Below are 24124 nucleotides of genomic sequence, written 5' to 3' on the forward strand. Positions count from 1 at the left end.
CGCCGGTGGCAAGGCGGGGAACATAGCGTTTTCGAGCGAAGTGGGTGCCGGTTCGCGTCAAAAAAAACGCGTCGAAACAAGGAGCCGAGACAATTCGGGCCTAAATGAGCTTCCGTGCCGCTGCGATGACCTCCAGGAGGCCGCCGGTGACCTTGAGATCGCCGAGCGCATCGGGGTCGAACCATCCAAAGTCATCGTGCTCGTCGTTCAGGACCGGCTCCCGGGCGGTCCAGCGCGCTGCGAATGACATGATCAAATAATGCCCGCCGCCGCCGGTTCCCGGCAGCACTTCGCGCCAGCCGGCCAGCTCCAAAATCTCGATTCGCAAGCCCGTTTCCTCGTCGACCTCGCGATGCAGTGCCGTATGCAGCGATTCGCCGAATTCGACCCGGCCGCCGGGGAACGAATAGAAGCCCTTGCCCGGCGAGCGCGAGCGCCGGACCAGCAGAACCTTGCCGTCGCGAAAGATCGCGCCGCTGACGGCGAGTTGCGGGCGGATGGGTGGCGGGGAGGAGTCCAAGGCTTGATCCGGGAAAGTGGTGGACGGTTTCGGGCTGGATCATGCCCGATCGATGCGCGGAGGTCTAATGCACTGCCGTCAGGCCAGGCCTTAGTTCGACATGATGGTTTCGACGTCGGCCTCGGTGGCGCCGTTGATGATGCCGCCAGCCTGCGCCACCAGCGGCTTGACCCAGCCGGTGGCCTGCTCGGCGAGCGTGGCGCGGGTCTTGTCCTGGCGGGCTTCGCGCATCGCCGAGCCTACCGCGGTCAGGATCGAGGTCATGGTGTTGGCGACCTTGTCGAACTCGGTGCGAATCTTGGGGTCGGCCAATTCGTAGGCCTCGATCGCGAGATCGCGGGCCTTGAAATTGGAAGCCCAGAAGTGCTCGGCGTAGGACAGCGGACTCCAGGTCAGAAAATCCTCGGCGCATTCCGGCATGTCCGGAACCATCTCGAGCAGCATGATGGCTTCGTTGAAATGATTCAGATAGTCGGTGGCCAGCCCGGTGCGGGGATTGATGTTGGCGGCGCGCAGAAGCGCGGCGCGGGCTTCATCGATGGGGCCCGTGCGTGGCGGCGGTGTCGGGCGATCGGGTCGCGCTTCTGTGGCGGCCGGTAAGCTCATCTGTTCCAGTGTTAACAACTGGGGTTAAAAGGGATTAAACGTACCCCCATTCGGGTTAGATTATGTGCGGACGTTTCGTAATTACCTCGCCGCCGGCGGCACTTAGGCAGATTTTCGGCTACGTTGAGCAGCCCAATTTCCCGCCGCGGTACAATATTGCTCCGACCCAGCCGATTCCGGTGGTGATGCTGGAGAATGGCGGCCGGCATTTCCGGCTGATGCGCTGGGGCCTGGTGCCGGCCTGGGTCAAGGACCCACGCAAGTTCTCGCTGCTGATCAACGCCCGCTCCGAGACGGTGCGGGAAAAGCCCGCCTTCAAGAACGCCATCAAGCGGCGGCGCTGCCTGATCCCGGCCGACGGCTATTACGAATGGCAGGATTCGAGCGGCCGCAAACGGCCGTTCTTCATTCACCGCCGCGATGGCAAGCCTGTCGGCTTTGCCGCATTGGCCGAGACCTGGATGGGGCCGAATGGCGAGGAGGTCGACAGCGTTGCGATCGTCACCGCGCCGGCCAGCCGCGATCTGGCGGCGCTGCATCACCGCGTCCCCGTGACGATCGCGCCCGATGAATTCGAACGCTGGCTCGACGGTCGGGCCTTCGACGCCGACGACGTCATGGCGTTGTTGACCGGCCCCGCGGAAGGAGAATTCGCCTGGCACGAGATTTCGACGCGGGTCAATCGCGTCGCCAATGACGACGCACAATTGCTGCTGCCGATCACGGAAGAAGAGCGTGCGGCGGAGGCGCCGAAGCCGAAGGCTGTGCGCAAGGCGGCGGTGGCGGCGGAGGAGGATGAAGGGCAGGGGACTTTGTTCTAACTCCGCGTCGTCCCGGCCTTGAGCCGGGACCCATACGCCGTGCTCTATCGGCAAGAGCAAAGGTGTCAGAGACCTCTAAAGTAACGAACGCCGCGGAGTATGGGTCCCGGCGCAAGGCCGGGACGACAGCTACTCCGGAGCGACAACTCACCTGAAAATATTCAGTGCCGCATATTGCAACAGCATGATCGTCTTGGCATCCGCGATGCGGCCATCGGCGATCATCGCGAGTGCCTGATCAATCGGCAATTCCAGCACCTCGATGTCCTCGCCCTCGTCGGCGAGACCGCCGCCGCTGCCGATCCGCATCGAGGCTTCATATTCGGCGACAAAGAAGTGCAGTTTCTCGGTCACCGCGCCCGGGCTCATGAAGGCCTCGAACACCTTCTTGACGTCGTGGAGGCGATAGCCGGTTTCCTCTTCGGCCTCGGCGCGGATCCGTTCCTCCGGAGATGCATCGTCGAGCATGCCGGCGGCGGCTTCGATCAGGAGATCGTCATGGCCGTTGACGTAGGCCGGTAAGCGGAACTGCCGCACCAGCACCACGGTGCGCAACACAACATTATACGGCAGCAAGGCTGCGGCGTTGCCGCGGTCATAGACTTCGCGGGTTTGCGTCTGCCATTCGCCGTTGCCGCGGCGGTAGTCGAGCGTGATGCTCTTCAACAGGTACCGGGCATGGGAGAGGACACGCTCGTCTTTGATGCGGATGCGGTCGGAGATGGTCATGGCATTCCTTGATCAAGGCGTAGGCGCGCGGCCGTCGAGCCACTTGGCGAAAACGATCGTCTGTGCCTCGGCATAACCGATCGACTGGTAGAATTCGCCGGCCTGGGCGTTTTCGCGCCGGACCATCAATTGCACCTTGGCCATGCCGGCCGCGCGCAGCCAATCTTCAGCCGCGTTCATGATGACGCGGCCATAGCCGCGGCCGCGGCGTTCCGGATCGGTCGCGACATAATAGACCCAGCCGCGATGGCCGTCATGGCCGGCCATGGCGGTCGCCACAATGGCGCCGCCGTCGCGGCCGATCAGCACGGTCGAATTCGGCCCGCGCCGCGCCAGCGCGATGTCGGATGCCGGATCGTTCCACGGCCGCGTCAGTCCGCACGCCTGCCACAGCGCGACGACGGCGGGAATGTCGGCGTCCGCGATCGGCGCGATGGCGAGTGGCGGAAGCGGCTTTGGCGCTGATGCGTTCACAGAACCTTGCCGGGGTTCATGATGCCGAGTGGATCGAGCATCGCCTTGATGCTCCGCATCAGTTCGATCGCGACCTTGTCTTTGACGTCAGGCAGTTCGTCGCGCTTGAGCACGCCGATTCCGTGCTCGGCGGAAATCGATCCGCCCATCCGCAGCACGATCGCGAACACGACCTCGTTGACCTCGTGCCAGCGCGCCAGGAAGTCCGCAGTGTTGCCGCCGACCGGCTGGCTGACATTGTAATGGATGTTGCCGTCGCCGAGATGGCCGAACGGCACCGGCCGCGAGCCCGGGATCAACTTCACCACCGCCGCGTTGGCCTCGGCAATGAAATCGGGCACGGCGGCGACCGGGACGGAGATGTCGTGCTTGATCGAGCCGCCTTCCGGCTTCTGCGCCGCCGACATCTCGTCGCGCAGCTTCCAGAACGCGGAGCGCTGGCTGAGGTTCGCCGCGATCACGGCGTCATCGACGATGCCTTCTTCCATGCCCTTGGCCAGGATCGATTCCAGCGCGTCGCGGGCATCGTCGCGCGAGGACGACAATTCCATCAGCACGTACCAGGGGTGCTTGCTGTCGAGGGGATCCCGGATGTCGATGCCGTGACGGATGCTGAAATCCACCGCGATGTCGGCCAGCAATTCGAAGCTGGTCAGGCTGCCGGCCGCCTCGTTCTGCGAGATCGACAGCAGCTTCAGCGCCTGCGCCGGCGATTGCAGGCCGACATAGGCGGTCTCGATCGCCCGCGGATTCGGAAACAACTTTAGCGTCGCCGCCGTGATGATACCCAGCGTGCCTTCCGCGCCGATGAAGAGATTGCGCAGATCGTAGCCGGTATTGTCCTTTTTCAGCTTCGACAGCGAGTTCAGGATCCGCCCGTCGGCCAATACCACTTCCAGGCCGAGCGCCATCTCGCGCGCCACGCCGTAGGCGAGCGCGGCCGTGCCGCCCGCGTTGGTCGAGAGATTGCCGCCGATGGTGCAGCTTCCTTCGGCGCCGAGCGACAGCGGAAACAGCCGGTCGACGTCGCGGGCGCGCTGCTGCGCGATCTGCAGCACCACGCCGGCCTCGCAGGTCATGGTGTTGGAGGCGGCATCGACCTCGCGGATTTTATCGAGCCGCCGCAGCGAAACGACGACTTCGCCATTATGCGGCGTCTGGCCACCGACCAGCCCGGTATTGCCGCCCTGCGGCACCAGCGCGATTTTATGCGCGGTGGCGAGCTTGCAGATTTCGGAGACTTCCGCTGTTGATCCCGGCCGCAACACCAAGGGAGATTTTCCGTGAAACAGATCGCGCTCTTCGGTGACATAGGGCGCGATATCGGCAGCATCCGTCACCGCATATTTGTCGCCGACGATCGCGCGGAATTTCGCGATCAGTTCGGGCGGAAACTGTGGCGCGGCAGGCTGCACGATATTCATGGTCTGGTCTTTCACTCCCGTCCGATTCACTCCCGCCCGACTGCGGCGCGGCGCAGCCGGTCGTTGATGGCTTCGCCCAGTCCGTCGTTGGGAATGGGCATCACGGCGATGGTTTGCGCAGCCTTGCTGTCGAGCGCGCGAAGAAAGCCGAACAGATTGGCGGCGGCCTCGCTGAGGTCGCCGCGCAGGGACAGATTCATCACCGCGGCGGCGGCGTCAATTCCCGAAACTGCATCGCTGCCGAACGCCAGCAGCGCTTCGCCGGGCTCGATCTGAATTGCACCGAGCCGCACACGTGTTCTCGGAGCATAATGGGACGCCAGCATGCCCGGCGCCAGCGGCTGGGCCCTGTCGCTCTCGGCGTCCGCAGGCGGTTGCTTGAGCGCGCGGCCCAGCACGCGCTCGATGTCGGCGCGCGGCAGGCCGCCCGGCCGCAGCAGCAATGGTTCGTCGAAAATCCCGACAATGGTCGATTCGACGCCGACCGCGACCGCGCCGCCATCGACGATCAGGTCGATCCGCCCCTCCAGATCGCTGTGCACATGGGCGGCTGTCGTCGGCGAGACGTGCCCGGACAGATTGGCCGACGGCGCCACCACCGGACGGCCGAAGACGCGCAGGATGTCGCGCGCCACAGGGTGCGCCGGTATCCGAATCGCGACGGTCTCGAGCCCCGCGGTGGCGAGCTCGGCGACCGCGCAATGTTCGGTTTTCGGCAGGACCAGCGTCAGCGGCCCCGGCCAGAACGCGCCGGCCAGCCGCAAGGCCGCCGTGTCAAAACGGCCGATTTCGCGCGCCGCGGCGAGATCGCCGACATGGGCGATCAGCGGATTGAAGGCCGGCCGGCCCTTGGCCTGGTATAGCCGGGCGATTGCAGCCGCATTGGTGGCATCCGCTCCCAGCCCATAAACCGTCTCGGTCGGGAAGGCGACCAGCCCGCCTTCACGCAAACAATGCGCGGCAGAGGCCACCGCGGCCTCATTGGCGGGCAAAACCGACGTTTTCAGGCTTGTATTCACAGGGATTAATTCCTCAAATCGGTGCCTTGCGGTGACCGAAACCGGCAGCTATAAGCCGCGTTCTTAGTCGGAGTGTGGCTCAGCCCGGTAGAGCACTGCGTTCGGGACGCAGGGGTCGCAGGTTCGAATCCTGCCACTCCGACCATTAAATCAACGGCTTGCGCGACCTTCTCGCGGGTTCTTATTGACCAAAAATCCCGGTTTTGCACGCAAAATGCACGCAGCATTTTCGGGGCGCACGAGACGGTCTTCATCACCCGCCCGATGGTGCAGGAGAAGGTCGTCAGGAGCCCATTGAGCCCGGACACCCGCGCGACGTTCTCCGAGCGTATGGCGAATCAACGTTGCGTTGATGCGGTCCTCGAGACCGGCCCTCTTCACCAGATGCGGTCATCGTCAATGACGAAGCCGTCATCGAATCCCCCACCCGGTGTTACTTCCTTGACGGCCGCTGCCCAGCGCTGCGCTTGGGCTTTCACAAACGCCGCGAAGGGTTCGGTCGTGTCACCCAGCGGCTCGAAACCGAAGTCCGGGATTTTGGCCTGCACGTCCCTTAAGCGAAGCGTACGATGCGGCTGATCTCGATCGCGAGCTTATCGATGATGCATCGGTGCCTGACACGCTGATGGGCCGTTGTTGCCGGCCGATCGCTGTGATGAATTCGAAACAGGGAGATGAAAATGCAGGAACCGGAAAGACGCGAAATCGGCCGCATCTATTTTCCTTCATCTCCCAGCGAGTTCATAACTGCATTCGCTCATTTCCATCGGGCCGAGATTGCCCGCATGGCCGGATGGCGAGATCGTATCGACCGGACCACCAATTGGGCCATTACGCTGGTCGCCGCGATGCTCTCGGTCTCGCTTTCGACGTCGAATGCGCACCACAGCGTGCTGATGTTTGCGATGGTGCTGGCATTCTTCCTGCTGATGATTGAGTCGCGGCGCTATCGCTTCTTCGACGTCTATCGGTCTCGCGTGCGCCGGCTGGAGCGCAATTACTACGCCAAACTGTTTGATCCCGGCGTGAAAGCGGAGGAGGACTGGCAGCGCATCATGGCTGCCGATCTCCTGGCGCCGACATTCGTGATGTCGATGGCAGAGGCCGTGTCGCGAAGGTTGCGACGCAACTACATCTGGATATTCCTGATCCTGCTGGGCGCATGGGCGCTCAAAGTGACCTTTCCCTCCTTCAGCGGCGAGGTCCCGCCGGCTCTCACCTTCCACGATTGGGTAAGGAATGCCGGCGTGGGTCCGGTTTCCGGCTGGATCATATCGGCGGTCATGCTGGCTTTTTACGCCTGGATCGTCATCGCTGCATTGAGGACTGGTGGCCGCCAGGGCGAACTCGCGCATGGCGATGCTCATGTGTGAGGCGTGCAGGCATGTCTTTCGATCCTGGAGGTGGGGCTGCAAGCAACGAAGATGTCAGCAGATTTTTTCTGCACGACCTTCACGCAGCGACGGGATCGAATGGTGTTCGCCGTGGTGTGATTGAATCATCGCGATCCATGGCGGGCGTTCGATCCCCGGCCTTTTGCTTGCGGAGGTTCGAGAACGACCTGCTTCAGATCGCTGCCGCCGCTCACCACGACGATGACGAAATTGAGTTTCCCGTTGTCGTCCATCAGGCTTCCGCCAATGGCTCGTCCCGACGCTACTTGTTCCGCGATGATGACGGCGTCCGACAGCTCTTGCCGGACGGTCCGCAATGCCATGACGTTGTTCCGGTCGTCCGGATTGAGGTCCTTCAAATGCGACACTGTTTCCGCGCCGATCGTGTCCCCGGTTTTTGCATCGATCGCATGTTCCCAGAGGCGGTTATCCTGGACCGTCTTGACGCGATAAATCGGGGAGCCCGAGGCGCCATCGAAGCTGATATCCGCGGTTCTCGAACCGGCGTGCCGCTTTTCAGCGATTCCCATCGCCTGGCGCAGCGATAGCTGTGCCGCACGGAATGCCTCGAGCTCGCGGTTCACCGCGTCCTGGTGAATGCGCTCGCCCTCCGCGCCTTCCTCCTGAGCGGCCTGCGTGGCCGATAACGGGGGTATCGCATATGGCGGAACAAGCGCGAGGAGGGAGAGAAGGATGACCGCAAATCGTTGCTTGTTTGACATCGGCTGCTTTCGTTGTTCGCACGTGCAGGGGGTAAAAGTCGGGGCTGACATCAATTGCCGCTGGCGAGTTGCCGACTGATTGATACGCCGGACATCGGCGCAGGTTCCAATTCGTCGGGCGGCGGGGAGACCGACCAGAGACGGTTGCCGCGCGCCCTGTCGTAACCGTACTGGAACAGCGCGCGCATATAGGCGGTGTCGAAGCCGGAGGTCGGCGAAGCCGGCTGATCGCCCTCGATGTAAGTCAGGTTGAATCCGAACTTGTTGCGGCGGGCGAAGATATAGGTGCTGTACAGAATCGAGCGGGTCTGGATTTTCGTCATCGTCGATGACGACCGCGCGGCGATTTCGACGGTGGCATTGCGAACCAGCTTGAATTCACGCTCTACCTTGTTGTTGATCAGGATGTAGAGCTGCAGATTGTCCAGCTTGCCCGGCTTGGCATCGTGCAGCAGGTAGGCCTCCGGCAGCGTCAGGACAGGCGCGGTCACGCCGCCGTCGACATGCATCTCCTCGAAACGCTTGCCGTTGGCTTCCGCGGTTACCAGCATCGGCGGAAACACCACGGGCAGGCTGGCCGATGCGGCGACGACGTCCCGGAACAGGTTCAGCGCCGCGGGCGTGCGGAGCGAGGCGATGCGCCCCATGTCCCAGATCGCGGTGCGCTGCGAATCGAGATTCGTCGTGACGACGAGCAGCCGCCGGCCCTTGGCATGTTCGGCTGCGACCGCCGCGACGAAATCGGCATCGATATATTTGGCCACCAGTTCGCGCAGCCGGGCGTTGCCGAACAGGCCCGCCCCGAAGATGGCATTGAACGGGTTCGGTGCGTCGAGAAGGCTCTCGGCGATGCCGCTGGTGTAGAGCTCACGCAAGGTCGCGTCATAGCCGGGACCGAGGAACGCGAATGGGGCGATGAGCGCGCCGGTGCTGACACCAGACACGATCGAGAACGCGGGACGCCTGCCGGTGTCGGTCCAGCCGATCAGCACACCGGCGCCATAGGCGCCGTCGGCCCCGCCACCGGATAACGCAAGATAGGTGCGCGGTCCGCGCAGCGCGGCTGGTGCGGGATATTGCCGGAATGTGGCGGCGGGCTCGTCGGCGTAGCGGCGCAGATCCGTCAGATCGAGCACGCGCGCGGAGGATGCCTCCGCAACGCTGTGCGGCGTCCTCGGCAGCGACGAACATCCGGCGGTGATAAGGCTGAGCGCTGAAACCATGGCCAAGGCTACGGATGTCCGAAGACCGATGCAGTTCATGACATTTCCGGATTGGAAGGGAGCGCTCAGGGGCAACCCGCGGGGCATCGCGAGTCGCTTCGCCATTCGGCGCCATCGGGATGCCGCGACCATTCGCTCCGTCAGGCGCCCGCGATTGCTGGACCGCCGCGGCTCCCGCCTGGACCGGATTCCCTTGTACGCATCCGGCCGCATCGCCGGAGACAGGGCCACTTTGACGCCATAAGACACATCCAAACTAATCAAGTGAGTAATCACTTACTAAAGTTGATTGGCTCAGAAGTCAATAGTGGGTCAAGCTTACGGTATTAAATTACCTTTTACGATTGATGAAAGGATCCAGCCTGCGCACGGCAGCATACGGCAAATAGGGTAGGGTCTGGGGGTGACGAAGCATATCACCGACCGCGCAAGGATGGCCCGTCGCTGGCTGATCCTTGCAGACGATCTGACCGGAGCCGCCGACTGCTCCATTGCCTTCGGCAGGATGGGGCGTGAGGCTGTCGTGACGTGGGATGACGCCACAAAGCCGTGGCATCGCCAGGCAGCTGTTTGGGCTCATGACGTCGCAAGCCGCGGTCTTTCGTCCGAGGCCGCTGCGGCGCGCCATCTCGGCGTGCTGGCACGCTTGCCGATGTCCGAACGCGCGCTGTTCAAGAAAATCGATTCAACGTTGCGGGGACAGCCCGCGGCGGAACTGGCCGCGACGCTTGCCCATTTGAAGTCAGGCGCCGAGCGGATATTTGCCGTGCTGGCACCAGCCTTTCCGGCGACCGGCCGCACCACCGTCGATGGCCGAGTCCTCGTTCACGGCGCGGCCTTGGAAGAAACCGAGCTATGGCGGCGCGATCACACCTATCCGAATGCCGATCTCGACGACGTTCTCGCTACCGCTGGAACTTGCGGCGAGAAGGTCACGCTCGCCGCTGTGCGTGGGGGCGATCTGCGAGCCAGGTTCGCAACGATGGCGGATCGGTCGGCCACCGTGGTTGCCATCTGTGACGCCGAGACCGAGAACGATCTGGCTCTGATCGCGGAGGCGGGGCTGCATGCATCGCCTGCGAGCGTCTTCATCGGCAGCGCAGGTCTTGCGCATGCGCTGGCGAATCTGGAGGGTCGTGGCGACAGCGAAGCGCTGCGTATTCCCGCCGGCAAGTTCGGAACGCTCACTGTCGTCGGTTCGCTCGCCGGGGCCTCCCGTATCGCGGCGCGCCGCTTGAGAGAGACGGGAACGGCCGCATATTTTCCGGTCGAGCCGAAAGCCCTCGCTGGAAATGATGTCGATCGCGCGGAACTTGCTTCCGGCGTGATGGCGCGTCTCGCTAATGGTGGCGATGCTCTCGTCGAGATATCGCTGAACGATGCTCCGAACATGTCGGTAGGGCCGCTTCTGGCCCACAATCTAGCGACAGCGCTGCAAGTCGCCGCGCCCGTGATCGGTGCGATTGCGGCAACGGGCGGCGAAACCGCGGCAGCGCTCTTGTCGGGCCTTGGTGTCAACGCTATCCGTCTTGCCGACGAGATTGAGCCCGGCGTGTCGCTCGGCCTCACGCTGGGCTCGCTGTCCGTTCCTGTCGTCACCAAGGCGGGCGCATTCGGCGACGCGGATAGTCTTGTACGCATCAACGAGCGCCTTCACGCCGTTCGAACCAGAGGAAGTTTTGCATGAGCCGCCCGACGATTGCGATCACGATGGGCGATCCCGCCGGCATCGGCCCCGAAGTGATTATGAAGGCGTTGGCGCAAGAAGCGGCGCGGGCAATCTGCAATCCGCTCGTGATCGGCGACGCCAACCGGCTGCGCAAGGCAGGCCGGCTTGTCGGCGCGTCGGTTGCGGTCGATGCACTCGGCGATGCCAAGCAGGCGGACTTTGCCGCAAGCGCCGTGCAATGCCTGGACCTGAAATTGGTGCCGGACGATTTGCCGTTCGGCCAGGTGTCGGCAGCAGCAGGCGAGGTCGCCTATCGCTGCATCGAAAAGGCCGTCGAGGTGGTGCAGGCAGGCGACGCGCAGGCGATCTGCACCGCGCCGCTATCGAAAGAAGCTCTTCACGCAGCCGGCCACAAGTTTCCGGGCCACACCGAATTGCTGGCGCATCTCACCGGAACGCCCGAAGTCTCGATGATGCTGGTGTCATCGAAGCTGCGCGTCATCCACGTCACCACGCATATCGGTCTTCTCGATGCGATCGAGAAGATCGAGCCCGGCCTCGTCGAACGCGTGATCTCGCGCGGACACGGCGTACTGGTACGCGCCGGTATCGCTAATCCAAGAATTGGTGTTTGTGCGATCAATCCGCATGCCGGCGAAAACGGGTTGTTCGGTCGTGGCGAGGAAGCGGCGAAGATCGCGCCCGCGATTGATGCCTGCCAGCGCCGTGGCTGGGATGTGCGCGGCCCGCTGCCGGCGGACACGCTGTTCTTCCTGGCCGGCCGCGGCGACTACGACATGGTTGTTGCCATGTACCACGATCAGGGTCACGGCCCCATCAAGGTGCTTGGACTGGAAGCGGGCGTTAACATCACGGTCGGCTTGCCCGTGATCCGGACCTCGGTCGATCACGGCACGGCTTTCGACATTGCGGGCAAGGGTATCGCGGATGAGCGCAGCCTGATCGAGGCGCTGCGGCAGGCGGCCGATCTGGCGCCGGACGCGGATCTCCGCGATCGTGTGTGACCAAGTATGGGTGATTAAACCGGCGTTCCCGATCGCGCAGGCAAATTGCGGCGGCCTCCATTGACGTTGTCGAGCGGGAACACATATCCCGCACCATCGATCCACGTTACCGCTCAGGAGTAAGTATGGACGCGCCGTCGAATATCGATCCCGTCACAGCGCAATCCGGCGGTGACGTCGTGCACTGGCTGACCAACGGCACGCGCGATCAGCGCTTCATCGACAATATTTTTGCCGAAATGTGCATCCGGCTTCAGCAAGCGGACATTCCCGTCAAGCGGGCGTCGCTTCATATCCTGATCCACCATCCGCAATGGCTTGGCGCCCGGATCATGTGGGAAGACGGGATGAGCGAGGCCGAAATTGCGCGGGTCGATTACGATGTCCAGGAGCGTTCCGAATATATCGGCAGTCCCGCCAACGAAATCCATGACGGTGTCACCGAGGTGCGCGAGAATCTCGAGCGCGATCCTGCGCTAGGCCGCAAGCACGCCGTCTATGACGAGATGCGGGCGAAAGGCTTGAGCGACTATGTGGCGTGGCCGCTGTACCATACGCTCGGCAAGCGGCACATCGTGACCTTTGCTACCGACCGGCCAGGCGGTTTCGACGCCGCGCATATCGCCGCCCTGCAGAGATTGCTGCCGGTGCTGGCGCTGGTCAGTGAGATCCGGGTCAAGAACCGGCTGGCGCGTACGCTGCTGGAAACCTATGTCGGATCGCATGCTGGCGAACTTATTCTGGCGGGCGCCACCAGGCGCGGAACCGGAACCACGGTGCGCGCCGCCATCATGATCTGCGACTTACGTGATTTCACCCGGATCTCCGACAACTGGCCGCGCGATGACGTCATTGATCTCCTGAACGGCTATTTCGACGCGATGTCGGAGCCGATCGCGCGGCATGGCGGCGAAATACTGAAATTCATCGGCGACGGTCTGCTCGCCATTTTTCCGCTCAGCCAGCCTTCGGCCTGCGCAAATCTGCTGCATGCCGTGACTGAGGCGCGTCAGGCCATGACGGCGCTGAACGAAAAGAACAGCGAAACCGGCCGTGCGCCGCTGAACTACGGCATCGGCGTTCACGTCGGCGACGTCATGTACGGCAATATCGGGTCGCGCAGCCGGCTCGACTTCACGGTTATCGGTCCGGCGGTCAATATGGCCTCGCGCCTCGAAGCCCTCACCAAGCAATTGGGGAAAACGGTGCTGCTGTCCCGCGCGTTCGCAGACTTCGTCGAGAGCGATTTCGATCTCGAACGCGTCGGCGAACATCCCGTGCGCGGCTTCAACGACCCAATCGAGCTGTTCGCGTATCACGGCTGAATGCCGATCCATGTCCGTGCGATCGTCTCCAGTCGCTTGACACAAGGCATCAATGTTCTCATTATGTTCTTTTATCGGGAACATCGTCGAAACGTCATGGGCAAACGGTCGGATGGCAACGACAGCCACCATCCTCCATGCGGACCTGGATGCGTTCTATGCCTCGGTAGAGCAGCTGCTTGATCCTTCGCTGCGCGGCAAACCCATTGCCGTCGGTGGCGGGGTTGTGCTTGCCGCGTCTTACGAAGCCAAGGCCTTCGGGGTCCGCGGCGGCATGCCGGGACGGCAAGCGTGCGAACTCTGTCCGCAGCTCATTTTTGTCGGCGGACATTTCGGGGAATACCAACGGCTGGGCGATGCCGCCATCAAGGTGATTGGCGATTTCACGCCGCTCGTCGAACGGATCTCCATTGACGAGGCCTTTGCCGATGTCGCGGGCTGCACCCATCTGTTTGGTCCGCCTGCCGAGATTGCAACGGCCATCCGCCAACGCGTGCGCGCGGAGCTTGGCCTTCCGATCTCGGTCGGTGTCGCGCGCACCAAGCATCTGGCGAAAATTGCTTCGCAAGTGGCCAAACCCGACGGGCTTGTCGTTGTCGATCCCGACACGGAACTCGGATTCCTTCACCACCTGCCGGTCGAGTTGATGTGGGGCGTGGGTCCGGCGACGCGGACACGGCTGGCCGAAATCGGCGTGCTCACGATCGGGCAGCTGGCAGCGACACCGGGAGGTTCGCTCAAGCGGGTGCTTGGTTCCGCGGCAGGGACGAAACTTTCGGCGCTGGCGTGGAATCGTGATCCACGGGAAATCAAGACTCACCGCCGGGCTCGATCGGCAGGAGCGCAGTCGGCGCTTGGCAGGAAACCCGCCGAAGGGCGGGTTGTTCGACCCACCTTGCTTCACCTCGCCGACCGAATCGGCAGCCGGCTCCGCGCCAAGTCGAGGCCCGGGCGAACCGTGACGGTCCGCGTTCGCTTCGCCAATCTGAAGTCAGTCACGCGTTCGGTCACGCTCGACGCACCGGTCTCCGCGACCCTGATTCTGGCCGAGGTCGCCGGGGACCTGGTGCGCGCTGTCCTCGCCGATCATCCTCACGAGAAAACCATCTCGCTCCTGGCGATGTCCGTGTCGCATCTTGGAGAGCAGCGGGATGTGGAGCTCGAACTCCCGCTCGGACTTGGCGATGAAGCACGCCGCCCCGGCAGCAAAAGAGGCATGGCGCGTTCGGCGGCCGACCATGCCGTCGATAAAATCCGCGATCGCTTCGGATGGGATGCGATCGGATATGGATCGGTGGCGCCGGGTGTCTCTTCTTCCGTTCCCGACGCGTTTCGCAAACTCGCTGAAAAGGACCTGTGACCGTCACGCGTCCAGCGCGCGCCCAAAGCCTACGCAGTGCACGCGCCGTCACAGACTCAACGGGGTGTGTCGCCTGAGAACTAAAACGGGGATTTTGCAAGCGGTTAACTCGCGACACGATGCCTGCCGCGTCGCGGGGCGCTTCCGGTGGACGATGGACAATGGTTAATAAACCGTCACCGCGTTGTAATTAACGCCAGTTTATATTCCGGCCGCTGACGCGCCCCGCGCGACAACACGCGATTCCCCACCTTCAACGCTGCGCGAGCCCCTCGTGCCGCTGCGGCCTGCTTTTGCCTTTTTTTATCATGGAGATTATCGATGGCTCTTGGTCCCGGTTCGATCGCTTTCGTCGGTTTCAACGCGGACGGAACTGACGGATTAGCGTTCATTGTCATCGACCCGATTGCTGCGGGAACGGTTGTCCGCTTCAGCGACAAGGAATGGAACGGCCTGGAAATCGGATCTGGTGGCGCTTTCAACACCGGCGAAGGCGGGCTGACCTGGACCAATGGCGGAGGCGATCTGGCTGCCGGCACGATTGTCGAACTCCTCAACACCTCCGTGGCCGGCCGCACCGCCAATATCGGTACAGTCACTGGCGCAGGTTTTGCGCTCGGTAACTCGGAAGAGTCGATCTACGCCTTCGTCGGAACCTCTGACACCGCCCCGACCACCTTCCTGGCTGCGGTCACCAACAACAATGGCGGCTTCACCGACGCCAATGTCAGCGGCCTGCTCGCAGGCACCGGGCTCGTCGCGGGCTCCACGGCTTTGGTGCTGCCCCGGACCGACGGCGCCGATGTCGCCGCCTACAACCCGGCTTTCGGTGGCAGCTCGTTCGCATCGCGCGCGGACGCCCTTGTCGCGTTCAATACGACGACCAATTTTGTCGCGCAAAGCGGTAGCGGCGACCAGGATGGCGACGGCACCACGCCCGATGCGCCGTTCCTCACCGATGCGCAGTCTCCGCTCGCGGGTGTGACCTTCACCATCCAGTCAGGCATACCGCCGCAGATTGTCGGCTTCGCCTCAGGTTCTGTTTCGGTCTCGCAGGTCGAAGGCAATGCCGGAACGACCGCCTTCAGCTTCACGGTGGAGCGCACCGGCGGCACCATTGGTGACGTCAGCTTCAGCGGTCAATTGACTTCGGCGGCGGCTGATGCCGCCGATTTCAATGGCGCAACGCCTCCGCCGTTCGCCTTCAACGGCAGCATTGCCGCCGGGCAGAACTCGACGGTCGTAACCGTCCAGGTCAATGGCGACACGACGTTCGAGCCGACTGAGAACTTCAACCTGGCACTTCAGACGGTCGTCAACAGCGACGCAACCGTTTCGACCTCGCTCGGCGCGCAAACGACGGCGACCGGAACGATCGAAAACGACGATGCCGCCGGTCCCGGAAACGTGATCGAGGGCATCACGATCCTGGATCAGGCGCCGTCGCTGCAGGGCGACGCGGTAACGCCGACCGCCACCAATGCGGTTCAGCTGGTTCGCCTCGGCAATTACGCGCCCGCCGCCGGCACCAACGCCGAAGTGGTTTCGTTCGATCCGTCGACCGGCCGGGCCTACTTGCTCAACACCATCGGCAACACCATCGATATCGTTTCGATCAGCGCCAGCGGCGCCGTGAACCTCGTGTCCTCGATCGACCTGACCGCACTCGACGGTTTCAACGGGGCAAATTCGGTCGCAATCAAGAATGGCGTGCTTGCCGTCGCCTACGCCAGCGATCTGACCGGCGCCAACGGTTTTGTCGCGTTGTTCGACGCCAACGGTACGCTCGTCAACACCGTGGAAGTCGGGGCGGGTCCCGATCAGGTGGTGTTCACCGCCGACGGTTCGAAGCTGCTGGTCGCCAATGAAGGCGAGCCCGGAGAGATCACATTGCCCGGCGGCGGCACGCAATTGATCAATCGCGAAGGCAGCGTTTCGATTCTCGATCTGTCCGGCGGCGCCGCAGCGGCCACGGTTGCCACGACGGTTGGGTTCGATCTGCTCGACGGCTACGAGACCGTGCTGAAGCAGGCCGGCGTCGCGCTGTTGACCGGCCAGACGGCATCGGCAGACATCGAGCCGGAATACATTTCGGTGTCGCCGGACGGCACCCGCGCTTACGTTACGCTGCAGGAGGTCAACGCGGTCGCCGTGATCGATCTGACCAATCCGGCGGCAACCAAGCCGCTTGCGATCCTGCCGCTGGGCGGCGTCGACCACACCCTGGCCGGCAACAAGTTCGATGCCAGCGACCGGGACGGCCCATCGAACGGCCAGGCCATCAATCTTCGCAACGCCGACGTCATCAGCCTGCTGCAACCGGATGCCATCGCCACCTTCAAGGTCGGCAACGACACCTACTTCGTCACTGCCAATGAAGGCGATGCCCGCGTGCTGCTCGACGACGAGGCGACGCTCGCGGAACAGGGCGGCGGCGTATTCACCATCGATCTCGACAACACGGCCTATCCCGATGAGGCCGCGATGAGGGCCAATGCCGACCTCGGCCGCCTGCGAATCCGAAAAGATCTCGGCGACACCGATGGCGACGGCGACATCGACCAGATCTACGCCTATGGCGGCCGCAGCCTGTCGATCTTCAAGCAGAATGCCGACGGCACCATCACCAAGGTGCGCGACACCGGCGGCGAATTCGAAGCGATCATCGCGCGGGACCTGGCGACGCGACACAACATCGACACCGCCGAAGGCGGCGGCTTCGACACCCGGTCCGACAACAAGGGGCCGGAGCCCGAGGGCGTCGATATCGGCGTCATCGACGGACGGACATATGCGTTCGTCAGCCTCGAGCGCGCGGGCGGTGTGATGATCTACGACATCACCGATCCCGCCAACGCATCGTTCGTCGGGTACAAGCCGCCGGGCGTGGGCGAAGGCAATGCGCCCGAAGTGACCAAGTTCATCAGCGCCGCGGATTCGCCGACCGGGACGGCGCTCGTGCTTACCGCCAATGAGGGGAATTCGACAGGGGGCGCCTATACCGGCTCGGGCCTGACGGTCTATGCCGCGCTGCCGGACGATTATACCCAGGAGGTCCGCGTCGCCTCGTCGTCGACCAGCGTCTCGCACGCAGAAGGCAACAGCGGCACAACCGCCTATTCGTTCGTGATCGAGCGCACCAACGGCACCATCGGTGCGGTCGACGTGTCGCTGCAGCTCGGATCCGCCGTGGCCAACACCGGTGACTTCTCCGGTGTTGCGGCGCTGCCGAAGACCATCAACGCCACCATTCCGGCCGGCGAGTCGTCGGTGACGGTGACCGTGGACGTCGCTGGCGATGCCGCCTTCGAAGCCAACGAGACTTTCACGTTGACGGTGACCGGCGCGTCGACGACGCAGCCCGGCGTCACCGCTGCCGTGAGCGCCACCCAGGCGGTCGCCACCGGCACGATCCAGAACGACGACGCCATGCACATCTACGACGTTCAGGGCGCCGGACATCGCTCGGAATTCGTCGGCCAGCAGGTGACGGTGCGCGGCATCGTCACGGCGATTGACGCCTCCGGCACGGAGAATGGCAGCAACAACCCGGTCGGCTACTACATTCAGGACGCGGTCGGCGACGGCGACTACCGGACTTCGGACGGCGTCTTTGTGTTCCTGGGGACTGGTGCCGGCGCCACGATCCCGGCCGGGATCGTCGTGGGTGCGGAAGTGCAATTGACCGCAACCGTCAGCGAGTTCGCCAGCACCAACCAGCTGTCGACGACGCAGCTCAACCCGGTAGCAGGCACGACCAGCATTTTGTCGACGGGCAATGCGCTGCCGACCGCCGTGCGCGTCGGCGATGTCGACAACCTCGCGACCGGCCTCGAGCGCAAGCCGGCTTTGGTGTCGCTCGGTGACGATGACGTCGATACATCAGCTCCGGGCGGCACCTATGACCCGGTGAATCAAGGGTCGGATTTCTGGGAATCCCTGGAAGGCATGCGCGTCACGCTGGAAGATGTGCGCGTCACCACGCCGTTCCACTCGAATTTTGACGAACAGTTCGTCACCCCGAACGTCGGCGCCAACCCCTCGAACAATCCGCGCGGCGGCCTGACCATCAGCGACACGACGCCGGGAATGACGCAGCCCGCCGACAAGGTGTTCGACTTCAATCCGGAGCGCATTCAGCTGGACGACGAAGCCGGCGTGGCGCTGCCCACCAACCTTCAGACCGGCGACCGCCTGGGTGATGTGACCGGCGTCGTCAACTACGCCAACGGCCAGTATGAGGTGAACACGACCGAGGCCTATGGCCCGGTGACCGCGGCGAACCTGCAGAAGGAAACCACCACGATCGTCGAGAATCTCGACCGGATTCGCGTGGCCACCTTCAACGTCGAGAACCTGGCGCCGGTTGGTCAACTGGTGGATGGCGTGCCGACGCCGGCGAGCAAGTTCGCCGGTCTAGCGGCTGCTATCGTCAACAACCTCAAGGCACCCGAGATCATTGCACTGCAGGAGGTGCTGGACAATGACGGCGCCACCAGCTCAAGCACCACGAGCGCTTCGGAAACCCTGTCGCAGCTGATCGACGCCATCGTTGCTGCCGGCGGACCGCGCTATGTGGCGATCGACTCCGCACCGATCGACAACATCGGCGGCATCCCAGGCGGCAATCAGCGTGTCGCCTATCTCTACGACCCGTTGGCGGTATCTCCGAGCGCCCGCAACGGCCTGACCGACATCGTCAGCGACGCTGACGGCGTGAAGGTGCAGCATTTTGCCAGCGCTGGCCAGATCGGGCAGGGCAATACCGACTTCACCGCCACGCGCAAATCGCTCCCGATGGAATGGTCGCCGGTAGGTTACACCGACGAGCAGGGCGGCACGTTCTGGACCGTCAACAACCATCTCTCCTCGAAGGGCGGTTCGGCGCCGCTTTACACCACGCTGCTGGATCTGCCGCTCTATGCCGACCCGATCAACGGGTCCGCGCAGCAGACCGGTTCGTCGAACGAGCGCGAGGGACAGGCGGAGACGATCAACGCGTTTGTTGATGGCCTGCTGGCCAACGGCTCGGCGACCGATGACCGCATCGTGGTGCTGGGCGATCTGAACGACTTCCAGTTCTTCCCGGTCGTCGACCTCGTCACCGGCGCGCTCACCCGCACCACCGCCAACCCTGACGGGACCCCCAGCGTCTTCGCGCCCGGTACCGCGGTGCTCTCCGAGCTGATCAGCAAGCTCCCGGAAAACGAGCGCTATTCCTACATTTTCGACGGCAATGCTCAGGCGCTGGATCACATCCTGGTTTCGAACAACCTGTATGACAGCGCCCAGTTCGATATCGTGCACATGAATTCGGAGTTCATCGACCAGCTTTCAGACCACGATCCGTCGGTGTCGTCGCTGGTGATGTCCCGTTCGGCTGCGATCGCCACCGCCGGCAACGACGTGTTCGATCAGGCCGCCTACACGGCGAAGTTTGGCGTGCGCGGCAGCCTCGCCGGCAACGACACGATCGACGGCCTTGGCGGCGATGATCGCATTGCCGCTGGTGGCGGCAATGACGCCGTCGATGGCGGCGCCAACGGTGCGGCCGGCGACGTCGCCGTCTACACCGGCGCGCGCAGCAACTACACGATCACCCAGCAGGGTGGCTCGTTCGTCATCACCGATACCCGCGCGGGCTCCGCCGACGGCGTTGACACCGTCACGAACGTCGAACGGTTCGAGTTTACGGACCGCACGCTTACCGCGGCGCAATTGCTTGACGCAACGGGGCCGGTCCTCACCGCGGCCACGCCTGCCGACAACGCGACTGCGGTCGCCGCCGGCAGCAACATCGTGCTGACATTCGACGAAGCCGTCGCGGCAGGGTCCGGAAACATCGTCATCAGCAACGGCGCGGGAGACACCCGCACCATCGCGATCGGCGATGCGTCGCAGGTCACGATCTCCGGCAACATTGTCACCATCAATCCGACCGCCGATCTGGCCGCCGGAGCCGCCTACGACGTCACACTGGCCTCGGGCGTGATCACCGACGTTGCCGGCAATGCGTTCGGCGGCATCGCGCAGAACGACCTCGACTTCACCGTCGCGGCGCCGCTGACCTACAAGCTTCAGATCCTGCACGCGTCGGATTTCGAGGCAGGCCTGAAGGCGATCGACGACGCACCGCGCTTCGCAGCCATCGTGGACCGACTCGAAGATACGTTTGCCAACTCGATCACCCTGGCGTCGGGCGACAACTACATTCCGAGCCCGTTCTTCAACGCGGCCAGCGACCCGAGCCTTGCATCGTTCTTCCAGCCGAGCATCGGCCGCGCCGATATCCGCATCCTGAACACGATCGGGATCGAGGCGTCGGTCATCGGCAACCACGAGTTCGATCCGGGCCCGCGCGATGTGCAGAACCTCATCCGTCCTCTTGCAGATCCCGACGGTGCCGGCCCGCTAGGCGGCTACGAAGGAACCCGGTTTGCCTATCTCGCCGCCAACCTGAACTTCGCCGGCGAGCCGGACCTGGCGCCCAATGCCCAGACCACGCCGCTGACCGAAGCGACGTTCGGTGTCGGTGCAAGCGGCGGCCGCCGCATCGCGCCCTCGACCATTCTCGAGGAAAACGGCGAGAAGATCGGTGTGGTCGGTGTCACTACTCCGGTGTTCGAGGACATCACGACCCCCGGCGGCGTCCGGATCATCGGCCCGCGCACGCTGGAAACCGATGCCGACTTCATCGCGCTTGCCGCGATCATTCAGCCGGCGATCGATGCCGTCATCGCCCAGGGTGTGAACAAGGTCATCATCGTTTCGCAGCTGCAGGAGCTGAAGAACGAGCAGAAGCTCATCAGCTTCCTGCACGGCGTCGACGTCGTGATCGGCGGCGGCTCGAACACGCTGCTCTCTGACAGCAACGATGTTCTCCGTCCGGGCGACGTCAGCGAAGGCGAGTACGCGCAGATCATCACCAACGCAGGCGGCAAGAACACGGTTCTCGTCAACACCGACGGGAACTACAAATATGTCGGCCGACTGGTGCTCGAGTTCGATGCCAACGGCGACATCATTCCCGCCAGCCTCGATCCGGGCGTGAACGGCGCCTATGCCACTGACGATGCGGGTTTGGCCCGTGTTTACGAAGGCTCCGGCATCGATCCGTTCGCCGAGGGTTCACGCGGCGATACCGTGCGCGATCTCACCACCGCAATCGACGGCATTATCACCCAGAAGGATGCTGTCACCTTCGGCCGTACCGACGTCTATCTTGAGGGTCGGCGTGGTGAGGTGCGTTCGCAGGAAACCAATCTCGGAAACCTCTCCGCCGACGCGAACCTGTGGTACGCCAAGTCGGAATACGACAGCGCCGTTCAGATTTCGATCAAGAACGGCGGTGGCATCCGCGACTCCATCGGCTCGATCAGCTCCGAGGGCGACGGTGCCGAGCTTCCGCCTGCGGCAAACCCCGAGGTTGGCAAGGAAGCGGGAGAGGTCAGCCAGCTCGACATCGAGAATTCGCTGCGCTTCAACAACGCGCTCAGCCTTGTCACGCTGACGCCACAGCAACTGCTCGAAGCGCTGGAAAACGGTGTTTCCAACCCGGGCGGCATCTTCGCCCAGGTGGGCGGTCTCCGGTTCAGCTATGATCTGACCCGCGCTGCGGGTGACCGGGTCCGCTCGGTCACGTTGGTCGACGAGAACGAACACGTCATCGCGGTCGTCGTCGAGAACGGGGACGTGGTTGCTGATGCTCCGGCGGCGATCCGTATGGTGACGCTGAGCTTCCTGATCGGTGGGGCAAATCCCAACGCCCCGGGCGGGTTCAACCGGCCTGACGGCTTCCGGTTCGCCGAGTACATCGCTGCCAACTCGGCCTTTGCCAATCGCGTCGATCTGTCTCCGGATAATTTGCCGGCAGACGACGTGGCTACCCGTACGGGCGCTGCAACATTCACCGACGACGGCTTCGAGCAGGATGCGTTGGCCGAATATTTCGCGGCAAACTTCTCCACAACCCCGTTCGCGCAGGCCGATACGACCCCGGCCCAGGATCAGCGCATCCAAAATCTGGTTGCAAACGGCGGCAACGATACCGTCCTTCCGATCATGGGAACCGACGGTGAGGATGATCTCTCCGGCACCGCCGGAAAGGACTCGATCTTTGCCAAGAACGGCGACGATCGCGTTCGCAGCCTCGGTGGGGACGATCTCGTGCTGGGCGGCGGCGGTGACGACGTCATCGAGGGTGGCGACGGCAACGACCGTGTCGAGGGCGGCGAGGGCAACGACTTCGTCTTCGGTGATGCAGGTAATGACACCGTGCTGGGCGGCGCCGGCGACGATCGGCTTCGCGGCAATGACGGCAGCGACAAGCTGGTCGGCGGCACTGGCAACGACAATGTCAACGGCGGCGCGGGTTCGGACGCTTATGCCTACAAGCTGGGCGACGGTTCTGACATCATTACCGAAGCGGCGAATACACCGGCCGACACCGATACGCTGGCACTCGTTGATCAGAACGCTGCGAATGTTACGTTCCGCAGGTTTGGCAACGACACTCAGATCGAGCTGTCCAACGGCAGCGTGATCACGTTGAAGGATCAGCGGGTTAGCGGCGGCGTCGAGAAGGTGACCTTCGCCGATGGCCAGGAGTTCGATCGCAGCGGCATCAACAGTGCGATCGTCAATCGCGGGCCGATGGCCCTTGACGACACCGCAGCGACGGTGGCGGAAGATGCGGCGGCGTTCGTCATTCCGTTCGCCAGCATTCTCGGCAACGATACCGATGCCGACCTTGACGCGCTCTCGATCACCGCGCTCGCAAATGTCGTGGGCGGCACGGCCGAGATCGTAGCGGGTGGCATCCGGTTCACGCCGACGGCCAACTTCAACGGGTCGGCCTCGTTTGAGTACACCCTCAGCGACAGCAACGGCGGGTCGGATACCGGCAAGGTCGGCTTCTCCGTTACCGCGGTGAACGATGCGCCGGTCACGGTGAACGACGTCGCGACCGTAGGCGAAAACCAGTCGATGGCCTTCGACCTGACGGCCAACGACACCGACGTCGAGGATGGCGTATCCCCGACCTTGTCGGCCTTCGAGGTGACCGGCGTCTCGGGCATCGACCTGAGCAACGCGAACGCCCAGACGGCTTTCTCGATCAATCCGGGCGGCCAGCTGCAGTTCAATCCGGGCAACCTGTTCGACAGCCTGAACACCGGCGAAAGCGCCACCGTCTCGATCAGCTATACGGCGCAAGACAGTGCCCACGCTGTGTCGACCGGAACCTTCACGCTGACGGTCAACGGAGATACCGATGCCAACGTGATCAATGGCACCAACGGCACCAACCTCTTGTTCGGTACGGATGGTGTCGATCTCATCAATGCGGGTGGCTCGGTTGACTTTGCCTTCGGCCAGGGCGGTGACGACATCGTCAATGGCGGAACCGGCGATGACTTCGCGTTCGGCGGTCTTGGCAATGACACCCTGCGCGGTGAGGCCGGCCGGGATATCCTGTTCGGAGAGGACGGCAACGACACGCTGGCCGGCGGCCAGGGCAATGACCAGCTGTTCGGCGGTCTGGGCAACGACACCTTCATATTCCAGCAAGGCGGCGGACGCGATCTGGCATTCGACTTCAAGTCGGGCGCCGGCTCGGACGATGTCCTCCAGCTGGACGCCAGCGCATTCGCCGACTTCAACGCGTTGATGGCGTCGGGCGCGGTCACCAACAGCCAGATCGGCACCGAGATCGAGTACGCTGACGGGTCCAGCATCACCCTGATCGGGGTCAACAAGGCGACGCTTACGGTGGATGACTTCCGCTTCGCCTGACGGTCCATGCCGAATTGGTCA

Annotated in this window: 16 protein-coding genes and 1 tRNA gene; 8 read left to right on the forward strand and 9 right to left on the reverse strand. The window is 63.4% G+C overall.

What is annotated here, in order from left to right; genetic code table 11:
- Positions 1–100 precede the first annotated feature (100 nt).
- A complete protein-coding gene (locus JQ574_RS26720) occupies positions 101–520 on the reverse strand; it encodes an NUDIX hydrolase (RefSeq protein WP_212210948.1) in 420 nt (139 codons plus the stop codon).
- A gap of 90 nt (positions 521–610) precedes the next feature.
- Positions 611–1126, reverse strand: a complete 516-nt coding sequence (locus JQ574_RS26725; protein ID WP_249119608.1) for a hypothetical protein — start codon at positions 1124–1126, stop codon at positions 611–613.
- Between the two features lie 62 nt (positions 1127–1188).
- On the opposite strand from JQ574_RS26725, the gene JQ574_RS26730 reads away from it, so the two are divergent.
- Positions 1189–1947 carry an SOS response-associated peptidase gene (locus JQ574_RS26730; RefSeq protein ID WP_212210946.1) on the forward strand — a complete coding sequence of 253 codons (759 nt, stop codon included), beginning with the start codon at positions 1189–1191 and terminating at the stop codon, positions 1945–1947.
- Between the two features lie 147 nt (positions 1948–2094).
- On the opposite strand, the gene JQ574_RS26735 is transcribed toward JQ574_RS26730, so the two are convergent.
- Genes JQ574_RS26735 through JQ574_RS26750 form a run of 4 tightly spaced genes read right to left on the reverse strand, consistent with a single transcriptional unit; the run spans position 2095 to position 5593 of the window.
- The gene (locus tag JQ574_RS26735) at positions 2095–2676 is read right to left on the reverse strand and encodes an NUDIX domain-containing protein (RefSeq protein WP_212210944.1); all 582 of its coding nucleotides are present in this window, start codon (positions 2674–2676) and stop codon (positions 2095–2097) included.
- A gap of 12 nt (positions 2677–2688) precedes the next feature.
- Positions 2689–3150, reverse strand: coding sequence for a GNAT family acetyltransferase (locus tag JQ574_RS26740; protein ID WP_212210942.1), 462 nt, complete (start codon positions 3148–3150; stop codon positions 2689–2691).
- Positions 3147–4574 (reverse strand): FAD-binding oxidoreductase, encoded by a 1428-nt coding sequence (locus tag JQ574_RS26745; protein WP_212211059.1) that lies wholly within the window; start codon positions 4572–4574, stop codon positions 3147–3149. The genes JQ574_RS26740 and JQ574_RS26745 overlap by 4 nt, the downstream gene beginning before the upstream one ends.
- Before the next feature lie 26 nt (positions 4575–4600).
- A complete protein-coding gene (locus tag JQ574_RS26750; RefSeq protein ID WP_212210940.1) occupies positions 4601–5593 on the reverse strand; it encodes an L-threonylcarbamoyladenylate synthase in 993 nt (330 codons plus the stop codon).
- A gap of 68 nt (positions 5594–5661) precedes the next feature.
- Here JQ574_RS26750 and JQ574_RS26755 point away from each other — a divergent pair.
- A tRNA-Pro gene (locus JQ574_RS26755) sits at positions 5662–5738 on the forward strand.
- A 232-nt stretch (positions 5739–5970) separates the two neighbouring features.
- Here the strand turns inward: JQ574_RS26755 and JQ574_RS26760 are convergent.
- Complete coding sequence (locus JQ574_RS26760; protein WP_212210938.1) at positions 5971–6141, reverse strand: hypothetical protein; 171 nt, start codon at positions 6139–6141, stop codon at positions 5971–5973.
- Between the two features lie 132 nt (positions 6142–6273).
- Here JQ574_RS26760 and JQ574_RS26765 point away from each other — a divergent pair, with 132 nt between their 5' ends.
- A complete protein-coding gene (locus tag JQ574_RS26765; protein ID WP_212210935.1) occupies positions 6274–6966 on the forward strand; it encodes a DUF2270 domain-containing protein in 693 nt (230 codons plus the stop codon).
- A gap of 125 nt (positions 6967–7091) precedes the next feature.
- Here the strand turns inward: JQ574_RS26765 and JQ574_RS26770 are convergent, their stop codons facing one another.
- Positions 7092–7760: a PepSY domain-containing protein gene (locus JQ574_RS26770; protein WP_249119609.1), complete on the reverse strand. Its 669-nt coding sequence runs from the start codon at positions 7758–7760 to the stop codon at positions 7092–7094.
- Positions 7760–8932 carry a patatin-like phospholipase family protein gene (locus JQ574_RS26775; RefSeq protein ID WP_249119616.1) on the reverse strand — a complete coding sequence of 391 codons (1173 nt, stop codon included), beginning with the start codon at positions 8930–8932 and terminating at the stop codon, positions 7760–7762. Before JQ574_RS26775 ends, JQ574_RS26770 begins: the two co-directional genes overlap by 1 nt.
- Positions 8933–9335: 403 nt before the next feature.
- Here JQ574_RS26775 and JQ574_RS26780 point away from each other — a divergent pair, with 403 nt between their 5' ends.
- From JQ574_RS26780 to JQ574_RS26800, 5 genes are all read left to right on the forward strand, one after another.
- Complete coding sequence (locus JQ574_RS26780; protein ID WP_312014694.1) at positions 9336–10619, forward strand: four-carbon acid sugar kinase family protein; 1284 nt, start codon at positions 9336–9338, stop codon at positions 10617–10619.
- On the forward strand, positions 10616–11626 hold the full coding sequence (gene pdxA, locus JQ574_RS26785; RefSeq protein WP_212210931.1) for a 4-hydroxythreonine-4-phosphate dehydrogenase PdxA: 1011 nt from the start codon (positions 10616–10618) through the stop codon (positions 11624–11626). Before JQ574_RS26780 ends, pdxA begins: the two co-directional genes overlap by 4 nt.
- Before the next feature lie 125 nt (positions 11627–11751).
- Positions 11752–12951: an adenylate/guanylate cyclase domain-containing protein gene (locus JQ574_RS26790; protein ID WP_212210929.1), complete on the forward strand. Its 1200-nt coding sequence runs from the start codon at positions 11752–11754 to the stop codon at positions 12949–12951.
- A 112-nt stretch (positions 12952–13063) separates the two neighbouring features.
- Positions 13064–14311 (forward strand): DNA polymerase IV, encoded by a 1248-nt coding sequence (gene dinB, locus JQ574_RS26795; RefSeq protein WP_212210927.1) that lies wholly within the window; start codon positions 13064–13066, stop codon positions 14309–14311.
- Between the two features lie 321 nt (positions 14312–14632).
- Positions 14633–24103 carry a choice-of-anchor I family protein gene (locus JQ574_RS26800; protein ID WP_212210918.1) on the forward strand — a complete coding sequence of 3157 codons (9471 nt, stop codon included), beginning with the start codon at positions 14633–14635 and terminating at the stop codon, positions 24101–24103.
- Positions 24104–24124 lie beyond the last annotated feature (21 nt).

The organism is Bradyrhizobium sp. AUGA SZCCT0158 (assembly GCF_018130065.1).
Lineage (GTDB): Bacteria > Pseudomonadota > Alphaproteobacteria > Rhizobiales > Xanthobacteraceae > Bradyrhizobium.